The 16218-nt window shown below is 37.0% G+C and carries 11 protein-coding genes; 2 read left to right on the top strand and 9 right to left on the bottom strand.

The annotated features are described in order from the left end of the window. Positions 1-476: 476 nt before the first annotated feature. Positions 477-1925, bottom strand: coding sequence for an asparagine--tRNA ligase (gene asnS, locus LQ201_RS00910; protein ID WP_230144122.1), 1449 nt, complete (start codon positions 1923-1925; stop codon positions 477-479). 238 nt (positions 1926-2163) lie between these two features. Between asnS and LQ201_RS00905 the strand changes: the two genes are divergently transcribed. Then, complete coding sequence (locus tag LQ201_RS00905; RefSeq protein WP_230144123.1) at positions 2164-3495, top strand: hypothetical protein; 1332 nt, start codon at positions 2164-2166, stop codon at positions 3493-3495. A gap of 65 nt (positions 3496-3560) precedes the next feature. Here LQ201_RS00905 and LQ201_RS00900 read toward each other — a convergent pair whose 3' ends face one another. The 8 genes from LQ201_RS00900 to lpdA all read right to left on the bottom strand — a co-directional run bounded on the left by LQ201_RS00900 (position 3561) and on the right by lpdA (position 12387). Further along, positions 3561-4556 carry a transglutaminase family protein gene (locus LQ201_RS00900; RefSeq protein WP_230144124.1) on the bottom strand — a complete coding sequence of 332 codons (996 nt, stop codon included), beginning with the start codon at positions 4554-4556 and terminating at the stop codon, positions 3561-3563. A gap of 94 nt (positions 4557-4650) precedes the next feature. Continuing rightward, the gene (locus LQ201_RS00895) at positions 4651-5586 is read right to left on the bottom strand and encodes an alpha-E domain-containing protein (protein WP_230144125.1); all 936 of its coding nucleotides are present in this window, start codon (positions 5584-5586) and stop codon (positions 4651-4653) included. 10 nt (positions 5587-5596) lie between these two features. Further along, positions 5597-7045 (bottom strand): circularly permuted type 2 ATP-grasp protein, encoded by a 1449-nt coding sequence (locus tag LQ201_RS00890; RefSeq protein WP_230144126.1) that lies wholly within the window; start codon positions 7043-7045, stop codon positions 5597-5599. Positions 7046-7650: 605 nt separating this feature from the next. Next, positions 7651-8178, bottom strand: coding sequence for a ferritin (locus LQ201_RS00885; protein ID WP_057934873.1), 528 nt, complete (start codon positions 8176-8178; stop codon positions 7651-7653). Between the two features lie 777 nt (positions 8179-8955). Next, the gene (locus tag LQ201_RS00880) at positions 8956-9315 is read right to left on the bottom strand and encodes a hypothetical protein (protein WP_029275814.1); all 360 of its coding nucleotides are present in this window, start codon (positions 9313-9315) and stop codon (positions 8956-8958) included. A 114-nt stretch (positions 9316-9429) separates the two neighbouring features. Next, on the bottom strand, positions 9430-9990 hold the full coding sequence (locus LQ201_RS00875) for a GNAT family N-acetyltransferase (RefSeq protein ID WP_230144127.1): 561 nt from the start codon (positions 9988-9990) through the stop codon (positions 9430-9432). After that, on the bottom strand, positions 9991-10830 hold the full coding sequence (locus LQ201_RS00870; RefSeq protein WP_230144128.1) for an MBL fold metallo-hydrolase: 840 nt from the start codon (positions 10828-10830) through the stop codon (positions 9991-9993). A 168-nt stretch (positions 10831-10998) separates the two neighbouring features. Next, on the bottom strand, positions 10999-12387 hold the full coding sequence (gene lpdA, locus LQ201_RS00865) for a dihydrolipoyl dehydrogenase (RefSeq protein ID WP_029275810.1): 1389 nt from the start codon (positions 12385-12387) through the stop codon (positions 10999-11001). A 614-nt stretch (positions 12388-13001) separates the two neighbouring features. Between lpdA and LQ201_RS00860 the strand changes: the two genes are divergently transcribed. Beyond that, positions 13002-16178, top strand: a complete 3177-nt coding sequence (locus tag LQ201_RS00860) for a carboxypeptidase regulatory-like domain-containing protein (protein WP_230144129.1) — start codon at positions 13002-13004, stop codon at positions 16176-16178. The last annotated feature ends 40 nt before the right edge of the window (positions 16179-16218 follow it).

Genomic DNA, 16218 nt, shown 5'->3' with positions numbered 1-16218 from the left:
GCCAGAAATGAAGAGGTATTAACGGGTAAATCACCAAACGTTCCTACGGAACGAAACCGCCAATTGTACAATTGGCTACCCATGAGGCGTCCCACTGGGACGATTTTTCAAAATTCTTGATTTGTTTAGCTTACATTAATTCGGTTGTGTTCACACTGTGAGGGCATCGTCATTGCGAGAAGGCTTTTTCAGCCGACGAAGAAATCTTTATAGGACGATTACTAGCATGAAAGATTGCTTCGTCGTTCCTCCTCGCAATGACGACCCTTATATTGAAGTCTGTAAGGTGTTTTATCTCAGGGGCTTAAGAATACAAAATAGCATGATAGATACTGAAACAAGTTCAGTATGACGGGATTCGTTCCCTCGATCGTCACCCTGAGTTTATCTCAGGGTCTTAATAACGCAAAAAAAAGAAGTCAAGTTTTTAAAACTTGACTTCTTTTTTTTGCGTTATTTGTTTTCCCTAAACCCTCTTAAAACTCTGCGTTTTTCGGGAACCTTGGGAAAGCAATTACATCACGGATGTTGGTCATTCCGGTTACAAACAATACCAAACGTTCGAAACCTAAACCAAAACCCGAGTGCGGGGCTGATCCAAAACGGCGGGTATCTAAATACCACCAAAGTTCTTCCTGTGGAATGTTTAAATCTTCCATACGTTTAGTTAAACGGTCTAAACGTTCCTCACGTTGCGATCCGCCAATCATTTCGCCAATACCCGGGAATAAGATATCCATCGCTGCAACAGTTTGTCTGCCTTCAGCATCAGGCTCATTCTGGCGCATGTAGAACGATTTAATATCAGCAGGATAATCTGTTAAGATTACCGGTTTTTTAAAGTGCTTTTCTACCAGATAACGTTCGTGCTCACTTTGTAAGTCTGCACCCCATTCATCAATCAGGTATTTAAATTGTTTCTTCTGGTTTGGTTTAGAAGATTTTAAAATCCTGATCGCCTCCGTATAGGTTAAACGCTCAAATTCGTTGGCCAAGCAGAAATCCAATTTCTCCAACAAGCTAAATTCACTGCGCTCGTTCTGCGGTTTTTGTTTGTCCTCTTCGGCCAAACGGGTATTTAAGAATTCCAATTCATCCTTGCAGTTATCTAAAGCATATTTAATTACATACTTCATCATATCTTCTGCAAGCTGCATGTTGTCTTCTAAATCGGCAAAGGCAACTTCAGGCTCAATCATCCAGAACTCGGCCAGGTGACGTGTAGTATTTGAGTTTTCTGCCCTAAAAGTTGGGCCGAAAGTATAAATCTGTCCGAAAGCCATTGCTGCCAACTCGCCTTCCAATTGACCAGATACAGTTAAGTTGGTTGCACGGGCAAAGAAATCCTGCGAGAAATCTACCTTACCATCATCTGTACGTGGTGTATTGTCGAAATCTAAAGTGGTTACCTTAAACATTTCGCCGGCACCTTCTGCATCACTTGCGGTAATTACAGGCGTGTGCATGTACACAAAACCACGTTCGTTGTAGAATTGGTGAATGGCAAATGCCAAAGCATGACGTACTTTAAAAACGGCATTAAAAGTATTGGTACGGAAACGCAGGTGTGCAATTTCACGTAAAAACTCTAAACTGTGTTTTTTTGGTTGCAACGGGAATTTTTCAGGATCGCTATCACCCAAAATTTCTAAAGTTGCTGCCTTAATCTCAACGGTTTGACCTTTACCAAGCGATTCGATCAATTTACCTGTTGCAGAAATGGCTGCACCGGTAGTTATTCTTTTTAACAGCTCATCAGGTAAATTATTAAAATCGATCACAACCTGGATATTGCTCATGCAAGATCCGTCATTTAATGCAATAAACTGATTATTACGGAAAGTTCTAACCCATCCCATAACCGTTACTTCTGTGTCAAATGCTGTCGACTTTAATAAATCTTTAATTTGCTGTCTCTTAATCATATTGTTATTTGTAAAAGGCGCAAATTTAGAAAAAAACTTTATCAGTTGGCAGTTTTCAGTACACAGTTTTCAGTTTTTTAGCATTAAGCAACTACCAACTGAAAACTACCTATTGTTGTTTCAAATAAATTCTCATCCTCAAATGATTTTAATATCAAAATTAATTTTACCATATTCAATCTATATTAACTTATTTTTTAGTTGATTGTTGAATTCGTTTTAATGTTAAAGAGGCCTCATGAATAAATTTGATATTGATAAACAAACCTTAACCGACTTAAATATATTTGAGGCTTATGGCCTGGATAAAAGTGTTTTTTCTTTATTCAATTTTACTTCGACAATTAAAGGCAACGATAAACTGATCGAAATTTTCAGAACACCATCAACAGATATTAAGATAATCAATGAACGGCAGAGGGTAATAAAATATCTTTCAAACTACTCAGGCGATTTAAGTTTAGATCGTACCAATATGGATTTTGTGGAAAGCTACCTGACACAAAATTCTAAAATCAAGTCTTATTCCAGAATATCTGCATTAACTAAATTTGTACATTATTTCTTTTCTCCCAATCAGGGCTATTATTTAAAAGAGAAAGGTGTAAAAGAAATCATTTATTTGCTTAAAAAGCTGAGCGGAGTTTTTGCGGGATTGAATGATCAGGATAAACCTGAGCTGGCTAAAGAATTTGATGAAGTTGTGATTATCTTATTTAAACAAGAATTAGTTAAAAACATTGTTGAACGTAAGGAAAAGAAGATCAGCATATTCGAATTAGAAGAACTTGATTTTATTTTTAAGAAAATTGAACTGAAAACAATCAGGAAGTTTTTAGATATCATCTATCAGGTAGATGCTTATTTTTCTATTGTTCTGGCCGCCAGAAAGTTTAATTTAACCCTGCCGAATGTCAATCGTAAAGCACGTCATTTTTACATCTGTGGCGTTTTTCATCCTTTTTTAAGTAATCCTGTTGCTAATGACATTGAATTCGGAACCGAGAAGAATGTCTGCTTTCTTACGGGAAGTAACATGGCTGGAAAATCTACTTTTTTAAAGTCTGTAGGTATATCCGTTTATTTAGCGCATTTAGGGCTTCCGGTTCCTGCAAAGTACATGGAAACAGGTATTTGGCAAGGGCTAATATCGACTATAAATTTGCCCGATAACTTAAATCAGGGATATAGTCATTTTTACAATGAGGTTTTAAGGGTAAAACATGTTGCGGAGAAGATTAAAACCGCTAAAAATATTTTCGTGATTTTTGATGAGCTGTTTAGGGGTACAAATGTAAAAGACGCTTTTGATGGCTCTTTAGCTATAATTAAATCATTTTCTAAAATAGAAGATTGTTATTTCATGATTTCAACCCATATTATTGAGGTTGCCGAAATGCTGAAAGATAATAAAAACATCATGTTCAAATATCTCTTTACCGAAATGAAAGACAACAAACCTACATTTACTTATAACCTGATGGATGGGATTACCGATGAACGAATAGGGATGTGGATTATTGAAAACGAAAAAATCGATGAAATTTTAAACAGTAGAGATTTGAAATAGATCTCTACTGCTTTTATTCCTGATGATTTGAAACTGTTAACTGCCAACTGCAAACTGAAAACTGCCTACTGTTGTTGTTGCTGCTGTTGTTGCTGAATGGCTTCCATATATTGCTGATAGCTGTTTTGTGTTCTTGCAGTGGTTATTGTTCCAGATGGTTTAGTGTAATTCACTTCTTTTGGCTGGAAATAAGTTTCATTATCATTAAAATCTTCATCATTATAACCTACTGAAACGTTAACTTCCATAATATGCTCGAAACCACCTTTGTAAACCCCTTTTACAGGGGAGCAATCGGTAAAATTGCGGCCTACTGCCAGGCGTACATGGTTTTCGTTGGCAATGCAGTTATTGGTGGGGTCTAAGCCCAGCCAGCCGTACTCGGGTAAATATGCCTCGGCCCAGGCATGCGTTGCGCCTTCACCCCGCATGCCATCTCTATTGGGGCAGATGTAACCGCTCACATATCTGGCAGGAATCCCGGTTAAACGCAACATGGCTGTTAATACATGGGCGAAATCCTGACAAACACCTGCCTTGATGTTTAAAATTTCATCAATAGTAGTGTCAACTGCAGTTACCCCTTTAATGTATTCGAAATTGTTGAATACATGAGCGCAGTATTTTATTGCGGTTTGATAGGGGGTATCTTCAGCATCTTTAATCTTTAGCGCTGTTTCTTTCAGGTGGCTAATGCCCTCGAAACTTTCTTGTCGCAAGTAATCGATATATGGCACTTCGAATTTTAGAACGTTTAAACTGTTCCACTGCTCGCTGCTAAACATATCGTCTTGCGGCAATGGCTTCGGGAAGGTTTCTACACTTACTTTGGAGAAAATTTTCAGCTGGGTATGCGGTTCATTTTGGGTAAATGTGCCCACTTCATTGCCGTAATAATCGATAAAAATTTCAATTTCCGGGCTTCCGGAGATATTCAGGTCGTGTTTAACCACCTTTTGAAAATCATCCTTAATCGGAAATAAAATAATCTGATTTGCACTGTCCCGAACAGGCAATTCGTATTTATAATTGGTGATATGTTTGATTTTGAAAATTGGCATATTGGTTTTTATTATTATAGGTTACCACAGATAAAAAATCAATAAAGGAAATAGTATCTGTGTTAATCATGTTTATCTGTGGCTAAAAAACTATTTATGAATTTGCGAAATAATATTCGTTTAGCTGGTTTCCGATGCCGAAAAGTTCAGCCCTGATCTCTGTAAGGTAATGGTGCAACTGCTCTTCGTTCATGGTATTTACCGAGCTATAGGTAATCATACTTTTTAAACGCCCTATCTTAAAAGATAAGTTGTTGTAATGTTCGATATTGCTTTCGCTCTTTAACCGGTTGAAATACCTTTCAATATTGTTCATGGCATACAGCACAGACCGTGGAAAATCATTGTTGAGCATCACTAATTCGATGATGTTTTTTGCATCAAAACCTTGCCTGTAAGTTTTTAGGTATAGTTCATAACCACCTAATGAGAGCAATAAATGTTTCCAGTAGGATATATCCGTCAACAGATCTGGATTGCTGCTTATCGAACTGAATTTAATATCGAGAATATCTACGGACTGTATGCTTCTCTCCAGGTGTTTGCCAATATTCATAAAACTTCTGCTTTCCCCGCGCTCCATCACACTGTCGGCAGTTCCGTTGTATAACATTACCTGTTTAATCAAAACATCGAAGGCTGTAACAGGATCGTCCTTTTGTACGTACCACAATAATTTCTCGTCTTTTACCGCATGGTAATATTCGTTTAAACACTGCCATAAATCTTTAGGGATATGTTCCTGAACGCTCCGTGCATTTTCCCGGGCTAGGGTAACGATGTTTAAAATAGAATTTTGATTCTCGCGGTTTAACAAGAGGTATTCTATCACGGCACGGCTATCGTGCTGGATATTCAATAATTCATTTTCGTCATCTGAAGAAAAAATCCTGATTACGGGCTTCCAGGTAAATTCCTGTATGGTATCTTGTGAGGAAGCATAATTTGTTTTTAACATGCGCAGCATACCATCGCTGCGCTCAACATATCTGCTTAGCCAATATAAGCTTGATGCAACTCTACTTAACATATTCTGTATTCTAAGAAGTTAAAACCCATGTGTCTTTACTGCCGCCACCCTGTGAGCTGTTTACAACCAGCGAACCTTCTTTTAAAGCCACCCGGGTTAAGCCGCCCGGCACAATTGAAATGCCCTCCGGCCCGTTTAAAGCAAAAGGGCGAAGATCGATTCTGCGCGGGGCCAGTTTTCCGTTGATAAAACAGGGGGCGGATGACAGGCTTATGGTAGGCTGGGCAATAAAATTGCGCGGATCTTTCAATACTTCGATTTTGTATTCGTCAGTTTCCTGTTCGCTGGCAGCATGCCCCATTAACATGCCATATCCACCACTTCCATTGGTTTTTTTAATGACCATTGTATTGATGTTTGCAAAAACATAATCGAGCTCATCTTTATTGCTGAGCTGGTAGGTGGGTACATTCTTGAGTATGGGTTCTTCGTTCAGGTAGTACCTGATCATATCTGGTACATAGGTATAAACGGCTTTGTCGTCGGCTACGCCATTGCCTATTGCATTAATAATGGCTACATTACCCTTGCGATAGGCACCCATCAGGCCAGCAACGCCCAGTACGCTGTTCGGATTAAAAACCAGCGGATCAAGATAGTCATCATCTACACGGCGATAAATCACATCAACCTGCTGCAGGCCAGTGGTGGTTTTCATAAACACCTTTTGGTTTTTAACCACCAGATCTCGTCCTTCTACCAGTTCTACCCCCATTAAGCGGGCCAGGGTAGTGTGTTCGTAATATGCAGAATTATACATGCCAGGGCTTAACAGTACAATTGTTGGGTTAGAAACAGCTCTGGGAGAGAGGCTCATTAAATTTTTGTATAATGTGGCAGGGTATTCGGTTACACTTCTTACGCCGCACTGTGGAATAAGGTCGGGAAATAATCTTTTAGTGATTTCCCTGTTCTCGAGCATATAACTCACCCCCGAAGGTGTGCGCAGATTATCTTCTAACACATAAAATGTTCCATCGTGATCTCTTATCAGGTCTATTCCGGCAATATGAATATAGATATCGTGTAATACGTTTACATTGTGCATCTCTCTTAAAAAATGCGGACAAGAATAAATTACATTTATAGGTACAATCTGGTCTTTTAAGATAAATTGATTGCTATAAATGTCTTTTAAGAAAAGATTCAGTGCTTTTAAGCGTTGTTTTATTCCTTTTTCTATAAAACTCCACTCTGTTGAAGTAATAATTCTAGGGATAATATCAAAAGGAAAGATTTTTTCGATCCCTTCGCCGCTGTCATATACCGTAAAGGTAATACCCTGGCTCATGAATAGCTTTTTGGCCAATTCTTCCTTTTTGTTCAGGTTCTCAAGAGATTCTTTAGAGAAATTATTGATGAAGTTTGCATAATGATCCCGGTAATGATCGCCATTTAGGAACATTTCATCATAAGTTTTGGGATGATTTAAGTAATTTTTTATAAAATCTTCTATCATTTTGCTTAAATATTTCCTTAAATTATGATTTTGTAAGGAAAAAACTAATGTTTTTGTATTAAAAATTAATTTTTATATGATTTATATCTATTTGTTTTATTTTTTTAGTCTGCATTTTAGTGTTTTATCTATTTTTTATTAAAATATTTAAATTTTTTAATAAAAATACTTGCTAATATGAATAAAGTTTGTACTTTTGTAATGCTCGTTAATTATTATTATATATTTGGTTTAAAAAAAGCGCTGGCAACGGCGCTTTTTTTACAAAAAGCATTAAGACTTATTCATAATCAACATAAACTAAACATCCTAAACCAATAAGCTCCAGTTTTGCTGGAGCTTTTCTTTTTATTATCGGTTGTTAATCTCGATCCGATCGTAATCGGATGAAACATAGTAAATGGAGCGTTCTCAGAGAAAGTCGTAATCGCGAGAAGGCTTTTTTCAGCCGACGAAGCAATCTTATAACTATGGATTGTAGCGATCGTTGTAAGATTGCTTTGTCGTTCCTCCTCGCAATGACGACCCCTCGTTTGGATTCTAAGTGCATAAAAAAAGCTATCCTGATTTAATCGGGATAGCTTTCAATATATGTTTTGTTGTTGTTATTCTTCCGAATAGGTGATTTTGTTCACATGTTTATCAATTTCCCATCTTCCTGTGCCTTCTTCGCCAATCACTTCGAACAATTCTAATGCCCTGCGGGCTTTGTATTCTTCTTCGCGTTGCTCTTTCAAGAACCAGTTTAAGAATTCCATCGTTACAAAATCCTGTTCTTTATGGCATTTAGAAGCCAGGTTTTTAAAACTTTGGGTAATGGCGATTTCTGCTTCTAAAGCATCTTCGAAAACTTCTCTAAATCCGGCAAATTCAGTTTTTATGCCAGAAACTTCCGGAGATATTGCGTTTCCGCCCATATCCAAGACATATTTGAACAATTTAAGCTGGTGTACTCTTTCTTCTTCAGATTGCTTTAAGAAATAATCTGCTGAAAAGTCGAATCCATTTTGGTCACACCAAGATGACATTGATAAATATAGTGATGAAGAGTGTGCTTCTTTTTTGATCTGCTGATTTAATAGTGTTTCAATATCCTGTGATATTAAACATTTGATGCGCATTAAGTCTTTCATAATTTTCTTTGCTTAACTAATGATACAAAGGTAACATCAAATTAGCCATATTGTGTGATTTATTTGCTATATGAAATTAGTCTAAATTGCTGATAATTAGTTATTTGTAATCAGTTTAAATAAGAGGCGGGAATGGAAATGGATAGCGGAATAACGTCAAACGGATAGTGCTTGAGGATCAGAAGGATAAAAGGCGACTTTCAGTTGGCAATTTCAGCTAACAGTTTTCTGTGAATTAAGTGTATGTGAATAATTGAGGATTAAAGAATGAGACAGTATATTAAAAATTTTCCTCGTGATCGTCACCCTGAGGATTAATTTATTGTATAAAAATCAGTATTAATTAATGACAGGGGATTTGAACGAAGTGATAGGCCGCGAAGAATCGTCATTGCGAGAAGGCTTTTTCAGCCGACGAAGCAATCTTACAACGATCGCTACTAGCGTGCGCATTAAGATTATTCATTTTTTCAGTTGTTTTAAAGGCGTTCATGAGCTCACTTTCGTTCGGTTATCTTCGTTCCTCGCAATGACGACCCTTCTTAAGAGATCTGTCATTGGTAGTTTATCTCAGGATCTTTCCAGTATGACGAACTGAATAGAATTGAGCGAAAAAAGGATGTAGTTAAACAATACAGTTTTCAGTTGGCAATTTTCAGTTTGATGTAAGCAGTTAACCAGTTTAGGCAATTAACCTATTAACCAATCTGAACTTACCAATGAACTAATTGCTAATGAACAACTGAACTAATGACTAATGAACCACTAAACTAATGACTAATAAACCAATCTATAAAGGCAGTCGCTGATGAGGTGATTTAGTTTAAACATGGTAAAAGTACCTTGCAACAAATCTTTTAAAGCGATAATTTCTAAAGCACTTAATAAATAGATGTGTTCACAACCATTAAAAGTAACCAGTTCGAAATCGGCTTTGTGGGTGTTTAAAAGGAGTGCTTCAATATCAATATCTTCCACAACCTTTTTTAATTTTTGAAGCGACAGGCAATTAAAGCGAGCAAATTTGCCGCCAAAATCTACATAAAAGCAGTTTAATTTATCTGATTGATAAATAGAACCATGGGTATTTGAGAATACGTTAACCAGTTCGTTAATATCGATACACGCTTTTTCCATCGGTTACAAAAATTGGTATTATTTAGATTAAATACAAATAAAAACGAAAATAAATTTTGGAAGTGCCGGGCGTGGAGCGTTTGAGGCGCAAAAGCGATATTGGGGGAAGGTTATTTATTTGAGCTTAAAGACCATATGATGGTACAAGCCGCCCATAAATTGTTTTTCATTTTGAATAACAAAGCCCATATTCTGGTAAAGCTTTAATGCCCGGTTATTGTTTTGTTCTACCAATAAGCCGATGTTGTAGTGGCCAAGTTGTTCAGCCCAACCAATCCCTGCTTTAATGAGCTGTTTTCCTATTCCCTTCCCTTGGGCCAGTGGATTAACACTAATGGTATCAAGGTAAAATTCCCCGCTTTGGGTCTCGGTACCTTGATCGGTGTTGTTTGCCTGGTAATGCTCAGTCAGGTATGCTAAAAATGGCTGGCGGAGCTGTAGGAGTTTTCCGCCATCGTAGGCATTTAAAGATCCTAGAATTTTGCCCTCATCTTCAAAAATCAAAGTGTTTTCGTAACTGTATTGGTTGTGCTCTTGTTGGAAGAAATGTTTAAAGATCCGATTAATGATTTCATCATCTTCTACATTGGTTAATTTCTTCGCCAGCTTGCCCATGGCCTGAATAATCAGTGGTACAACTTCTTCTGCATCTGCGGGCCTGGCTGGTCTGATCATTTAAATATCGCTTAGGTTAAAAGTTTCTGCCACACGGATTCCTTTTTCTGTTCTTTGTAAAGTGCAGCATTCGTTAATTGGATCGTGTTCAAGATATAAGATGTAGTTGTTGTTTACGGCTTCTTCTAAAAAGGCTTGTTTCTCAGTCAACGTTTTTAACGGAAACATATCATAGGCCATTACATAAGGTAGCGGAAGGTGCCCAACTGAGGGTAAAAGATCGGCCATATAAACGATGGTTCTGCCTTTGTAACTGATTTTAGGCAACATCATGGCATCGGTATGGCCATAGGCGAAACTGATATTGATATTTTTTTGCCATCCGATATTTTCTTTTTCGGCTACAAATTTAAGCTGTCCACTTTCCTGGATTGGCAGGATGTTTTCTTTTAAAAAAGAAGCTTTTTCCCTCGCATTTGGCGTTACTGCCCATTGCCAATGTTTTTCATTACTCCAATAATGTGCATTTTTAAAGGCTGGTATCAGTTTCTCGTTTTCTCTTGTTATTGCCCCACCAACATGATCAAAATGAAGGTGTGTGAGGAAAACATCAGTAATATCGGCCGTACTGAAACCCAATTGCGCCAGCGATTTTTCCATCGAATCATCCCCATGCAGGTAATAATGACTGAAAAACTTTTCATCCTGTTTATTTCCAATTCCGGTATCCACTAAAATCAATTGATTAGCTTCTTCAATTAAAAGGCAACGCATGGCCCAGGTGCAAAGGTTATTCGCATCAGCAGGGTTTGTTTTTTGCCAGATGGCCTTGGGTACAACGCCGAACATGGCGCCACCATCTAATTTAAATAAGCCTGTGTTTATGGTGTGGAGTTTCATTTTTGTAGTATCAAGTAATTAGTATCGAGTATCAAGTATCAAGTATCAAGACTGGAATTGGTTAAAAATACAAAAACCCTTCAGCTTTAACTAAAGGGTTTTTGTAAATGATATTGGTTTTACTTATCGATGAGGCACCTTATGCCTTCCACCTTCAAACCTTCTACCTTATAAGTGTATCACTTCTCCGTATGCATCAGCTGCAGCTTCCATTATGGCTTCGCTCATGGTAGGGTGAGGGTGAACAGATTTAATCATTTCGTGACCAGTAGTTTCTAATTTACGGGCAACTACGATTTCGGCGATCATTTCGGTAACGTTTGCACCGATCATGTGTGCACCTAATAATTCGCCGTATTTAGCATCGAAAATTAGTTTTACAAAACCATCTTTAGCACCGGCAGCACTTGCTTTACCTGATGCAGAGAATGGGAATTTACCGATTTTCAATTCGTAACCTGCTGCTTTTGCTGCTTTTTCGGTATAACCTACTGAAGCAATTTCTGGCGTGCAATAGGTACATCCCGGGATGTTATTGTAATCTAATGGCTCGGCGTGCTGACCTGCAATTTTTTCTACACAGATAATTCCTTCTGCAGAAGCCACGTGGGCAAGTGCCTGACCGCCTACTACATCGCCAATTGCATAGTAACCTTTAACTGAAGTATTATAGAATTCGTCGGTAACAATTTTGCCTTTCTCCGTTTTGATACCGGTTTCTTCTAAACCAATGTTTTCGATGTTGGCTACAATACCTGCTGCCGAAAGTACGATGTCGGCCTCGATAGTCTGCATACCTGAAGCTGTTTTAACAGAAACTTTACAGCCTGCACCGCTGGTATCAACAGATTCTACGCTTGCTGATGTCATGACATCGATACCTACTTTTTTCAGGCTGCGTAATAATTGTTTAGAAACGTCTTCATCTTCAACAGGAACAACGTTATCCATAAATTCTACGATGGTTACTTTTGTACCCATAGTAGCGTAGAAATAAGCAAATTCTACACCGATAGCACCAGAACCTACTACTACCATGCTTTTTGGTAGTTCAGGAAGTACCATTGCCTGGCGGTAGCCAATAATTTTTTTGCCATCTTGTTTCAGGTTAGGTAGTTCTCTTGAACGGGCACCTGTAGCAATGATGATATTTTTAGCACTGAGTTCTTGTTGAGAACCATCTGCACCTTTAACTTCTAATTTGTTTCCTGGTTTTACTTTACCAGTTCCCATAATGACGTCAATTTTATTTTTTTTCATTAAAAATTGAACGCCTTTACTCATGCCATCAGCAACGCCACGGCTGCGTTTTACCACAGCAGCAAAATCTGCGGTTGCACCGGCAGTAGTAATTCCGTAATCAGCAGCATGATTAATATATTCGAAAACCTGAGCACTTTTTAAAAGTGCTTTAGTAGGGATACAGCCCCAGTTTAAACAAATACCACCTAATGATTCACGCTCAACAATTGCAACTTTTAGTCCCAATTGAGAAGCTCTGATTGCAGCTACGTAACCACCTGGGCCGCTGCCTAAAACAATAACGTCGTAATTCATCTGTTTTTTAATCTATTTTAAAGAGATTTGTTTTTAATTGTTTTGTATTATCTGTAATCGTGTGGCTTCATCCCTTAATCGTGGCTGCCTACATCCGGATTACAAAAAGTTAAAGGATCTTCATCCTGCAACAATCGTTCAAAACTAAAAAAAAAATGTCAATTGCTGAGCTCAATGTTGAGATAACAGTTAAAATTTACAATGATTGAATATTGTTTTAACCGTTCTGTTTAAAAATGATAAATACAATCAGGTGGATTTACAGAATAATGTATGGATAAGGTGGCAAAAAGTTAAATAACAACGATGTTTATGGCTTAAAAAATGTTGTTAACATGTGTTATTTGAAAAATACCAATGTTAACTTAGGTTTTCTGCTTAAATTATAATCAACTGATGATTTCATTATTAAATATTTAGTTTTATAAACAATGTATTGATAAACTGAAAGTTATTAGCACTGCAATATGTGTTAAATGTTGAAAAGTTTTGCCTGACTTAATAATTATTTAACATTGGATGTTAAAATGTGTTAAATTTTATTGGGTACATTTGCGGCATAATATCCCTATTAGATTTATTATTCAACAACAAAAACATTTAAAAAACAAAGTATGAAGAAATCTTTACTTTTAAGATTAGTACTGGTTATTGTTGCATTTGTAGGTTTTACCGTTGGTGCAAATGCGCAGGTAACCTCATCATCAATGACAGGAACAATTAAGGATGCCAAAGGCGCCTTACCTGGGGCAAGTGTTAAAGCAACACATACACCAACTGGTACAGTATATTCTGTGTCAACAAATAATGATGGCCGTTTTGTAATTAATAACATGCGTGTAGGTGGCCCTTATATTTTCGAAATCAGTTTTGTTGGCTATCAACCAGAAAAAGTAACTGGAGCAATGTTAAAGTTAGGTGAGCCTTACTTATTAAACCTTGTTTTAAGTGAAAATGGTAAACAACTACAAGAAATTGTGGTTGCTGGAAAAAGAGATGCCGTATTTAGCAGTAAGAAAGTAGGTGCTTCTACCAACGTTAGTAAGGATCAAATTCAAAACTTACCATCTTTATCACGTTCATTACAAGACTTTACACGTTTAACACCGCAAGCTAATGGTAATTCATTTGGTGGTATTAATAATCGTTTTAATGGTTTAACTATTGATGGAGCTGTAAATAATGATGCTTTTGGTTTAGGAAGTACTGGTGCTCCAGGTGGTCAGGCAAATACACAACCGATTTCTTTGGACGCGATTCAAGAACTTCAGATTGTTTTAGCTCCATTTGACGTTACAAATAGTAATGCAATTGGTGGTGGTGTTAATGCTGTTACCCGTTCTGGATCAAATACAGTAGAAGGTTCAGCTTATTTTTTTGGTAGAAATCAAAACACAATTGGTAAAAGTGTTGATGGTACAAATACCAAAGCATTACCTTTCCATAATTTTACGTACGGTGCAAGAATAGGTGCTCCGATTATTAAAGATAAGTTATTTTTATTTGTGAGTGCTGAAAGACAGAGTATCGTTCAACCAACCACTTTTAACTCAGGTGATGTAGGTGCGGTTTCTACAGCTGAGCTTTTAAGAATCGCTAAAGTTGCTAAAGATCGTTACGGCTATGATGCTGGTGGTATTGATGCATTTGATGCAGAGACTAGAAGTGATAAATTATTTGCACGTTTAGATTGGAATATCAATTCAAAGAACCAATTAACTTTGCGTCATAACTACATTAAAGCTTATGATGATAACATTTCGAGAAGTGCAACATCTTTCCGATTTGCAAGTAACCTATATCGCTTTAATGACCAACAAAATAATTCAGTACTAGAATTAAGAAGTGCTATTTCAAGTACTTTATCTAATAATTTAATTATTGGTTATTCTAGAATTAGAGATACAAGGGCTACTGTTGGCGATTTATTCCCTCAAATCAGAATCAATGGTTTAGGTACTGGTAGTCAGTCTGCTGCACTTGGTTCAGAGGCTTCTTCAACAGCAAATGAATTGGATCAGGATATTTTTGAATTTACTGATAACTTTAAAATTTTTGCAAACAAACATACTTTCACTATTGGTACACACAATGAGTTTTATAAAATCAGAAACTTATTTGTAAATAATTTAGCTGGAAGTTATGCATGGAATAACTTGGCAGATTTTGAAGCTAATACAAAACCTTCTGCTGCTACTAGTACTTCAAAGATTCCTGGAGATCCAAGACCTGCAGCTAAATTTAGCGCTGCTCAGTTAGGATTTTATTTCCAGGATGAAATAGATGCCTTTAAAGGTTTTAAATTAATTGCTGGTTTAAGAGTTGACGTACCGTTAATTTTTGATACTCCATTAGCTAACCCTGATGTTGTAGCTACTTTCCCTAATTACAAAACCGATCAGGTTCCTAGCGGTCAAATACTTGTTTCTCCACGTTTGAGTTTCAACTGGGATTTAACAGGAGATCGTTCGGTTCAATTGAGAGGTGGTGGTGGACTATTAACAAGTCGTGCTCCATTTGTATGGATATCTAATCAATTCTCAGGAAATGGTATGTTAACCAGTTCCGTTAGTGCACCGATTGGAACAGGTACCTTTATTCCAGATGTAAACAACCAATCAGCTGCTGGTGGTGTTGCTGGTACAACTTCACAAATTAGTTTAATTGATAATAATTTTAAATTACCTCAGGTTTTTAGAGCCAATTTAGCAGTTGATTTTAAAATACCTGGTGGAATTCAGGCAACTATTGAAGGGTTGTATTCTTCAACGGTTAACAATATTTCATATAAAAACTTAAATATGAAACCTTCTGTTGCCCCAATCAACCCGTCTTTATCTGGTGGTGCTGATACCCGTCCTCTTTTTGTTAATACAACAGCAGGTAGGGTAAATGGAGCAAAATTTACTGAGGTTTATTTATTACAGAATACAAGAAGTGGTTCTGCTTATAACATAACTGCTCAGTTGCAAAAATCATTTGACTTTGGATTATATACTTCAATTGCCTATACTTATGGAAAATCACAAGATATTAATTCAGGTTTTAGTAGTACCGCAAGCTCTGGCTTTGGAGGTGTATTGATTTCTGGTGATCCTCAAAATCCACCATTAGCTTACTCTAATTATGATCTTCGTCATAGAGTGGTAGGTGCATTAAATTATTCGATTAAATACGGCAGAAATAAAGCTTCAGCGACTACTTTCTCATTATTTTATGTAGGTAAGTCTGGAACCCCATTCTCTTATATTTATAATGGAGATTTAAATGGTGACAATTCAATTTCATCTGGTAACCCAAGTAATGATTTGATTTTTGTACCTCGTACACAAGCTGATATCAAATTGGTTACTATACCTGCAGTTACTACTGGTTCTAATCCTACCCCAGCAATATCTCCTGCAGAACAATGGGCAGCCTTAGATAACTATATTAATAATGATCCTTATTTAAGTAAAATTAGAGGCCAGTATTCTGAGCGTAATGTTGCAAGGATGCCTTGGGAACACCAATTTGATGTTCGTATTATGCAAGATTTAGGTATTGTGTTTAAAGGCACTAAAAATTCGTTACAGCTTTCTGTAGACATTATAAACGTAGGCAATCTGATCAATAAAGATTGGGGAAAATCTTACTTTATTAATAATACAGCCTATTCGCTTATTAACTATGCTCCTGCGAATGGTGGCGGTTTTACATTTAGAGCGCCAACTGGTGGTGTTCCTTATGCATTGTCTTCTTTTCTTTCAAGATGGCAAGGACAAGTTGGAATTCGTTATAACTTTAACTAATAGCAAAATACATAGATAACAAAAAATCCCCGATCATTTG

This window comes from Pedobacter sp. Bi126 (assembly GCF_918698245.1).
In the GTDB taxonomy this organism is placed as follows: Bacteria; Bacteroidota; Bacteroidia; order Sphingobacteriales; family Sphingobacteriaceae; genus Pedobacter.
Note: the sequence above shows the minus strand (reverse complement) of the source record. Positions and strands in the feature narration are given on the sequence as shown.

What these genes read in the sequence shown, in the direction of transcription:
- asnS (WP_230144122.1), bottom strand. Translation starts at nt 1,925, where the DNA reads ATGATTAAGAGACAGCAAATTAAAGATTTATTAAAGTCGACAGCATTT.
- LQ201_RS00905 (WP_230144123.1), top strand. Translation starts at nt 2,164, where the DNA reads ATGAATAAATTTGATATTGATAAACAAACCTTAACCGACTTAAATATA.
- LQ201_RS00900 (WP_230144124.1), bottom strand. Translation starts at nt 4,556, where the DNA reads ATGCCAATTTTCAAAATCAAACATATCACCAATTATAAATACGAATTG.
- LQ201_RS00895 (WP_230144125.1), bottom strand. Translation starts at nt 5,586, where the DNA reads ATGTTAAGTAGAGTTGCATCAAGCTTATATTGGCTAAGCAGATATGTT.
- LQ201_RS00890 (WP_230144126.1), bottom strand. Translation starts at nt 7,045, where the DNA reads ATGATAGAAGATTTTATAAAAAATTACTTAAATCATCCCAAAACTTAT.
- LQ201_RS00885 (WP_057934873.1), bottom strand. Translation starts at nt 8,178, where the DNA reads ATGAAAGACTTAATGCGCATCAAATGTTTAATATCACAGGATATTGAA.
- LQ201_RS00880 (WP_029275814.1), bottom strand. Translation starts at nt 9,315, where the DNA reads ATGGAAAAAGCGTGTATCGATATTAACGAACTGGTTAACGTATTCTCA.
- LQ201_RS00875 (WP_230144127.1), bottom strand. Translation starts at nt 9,990, where the DNA reads ATGATCAGACCAGCCAGGCCCGCAGATGCAGAAGAAGTTGTACCACTG.
- LQ201_RS00870 (WP_230144128.1), bottom strand. Translation starts at nt 10,830, where the DNA reads ATGAAACTCCACACCATAAACACAGGCTTATTTAAATTAGATGGTGGC.
- lpdA (WP_029275810.1), bottom strand. Translation starts at nt 12,387, where the DNA reads ATGAATTACGACGTTATTGTTTTAGGCAGCGGCCCAGGTGGTTACGTA.
- LQ201_RS00860 (WP_230144129.1), top strand. Translation starts at nt 13,002, where the DNA reads ATGAAGAAATCTTTACTTTTAAGATTAGTACTGGTTATTGTTGCATTT.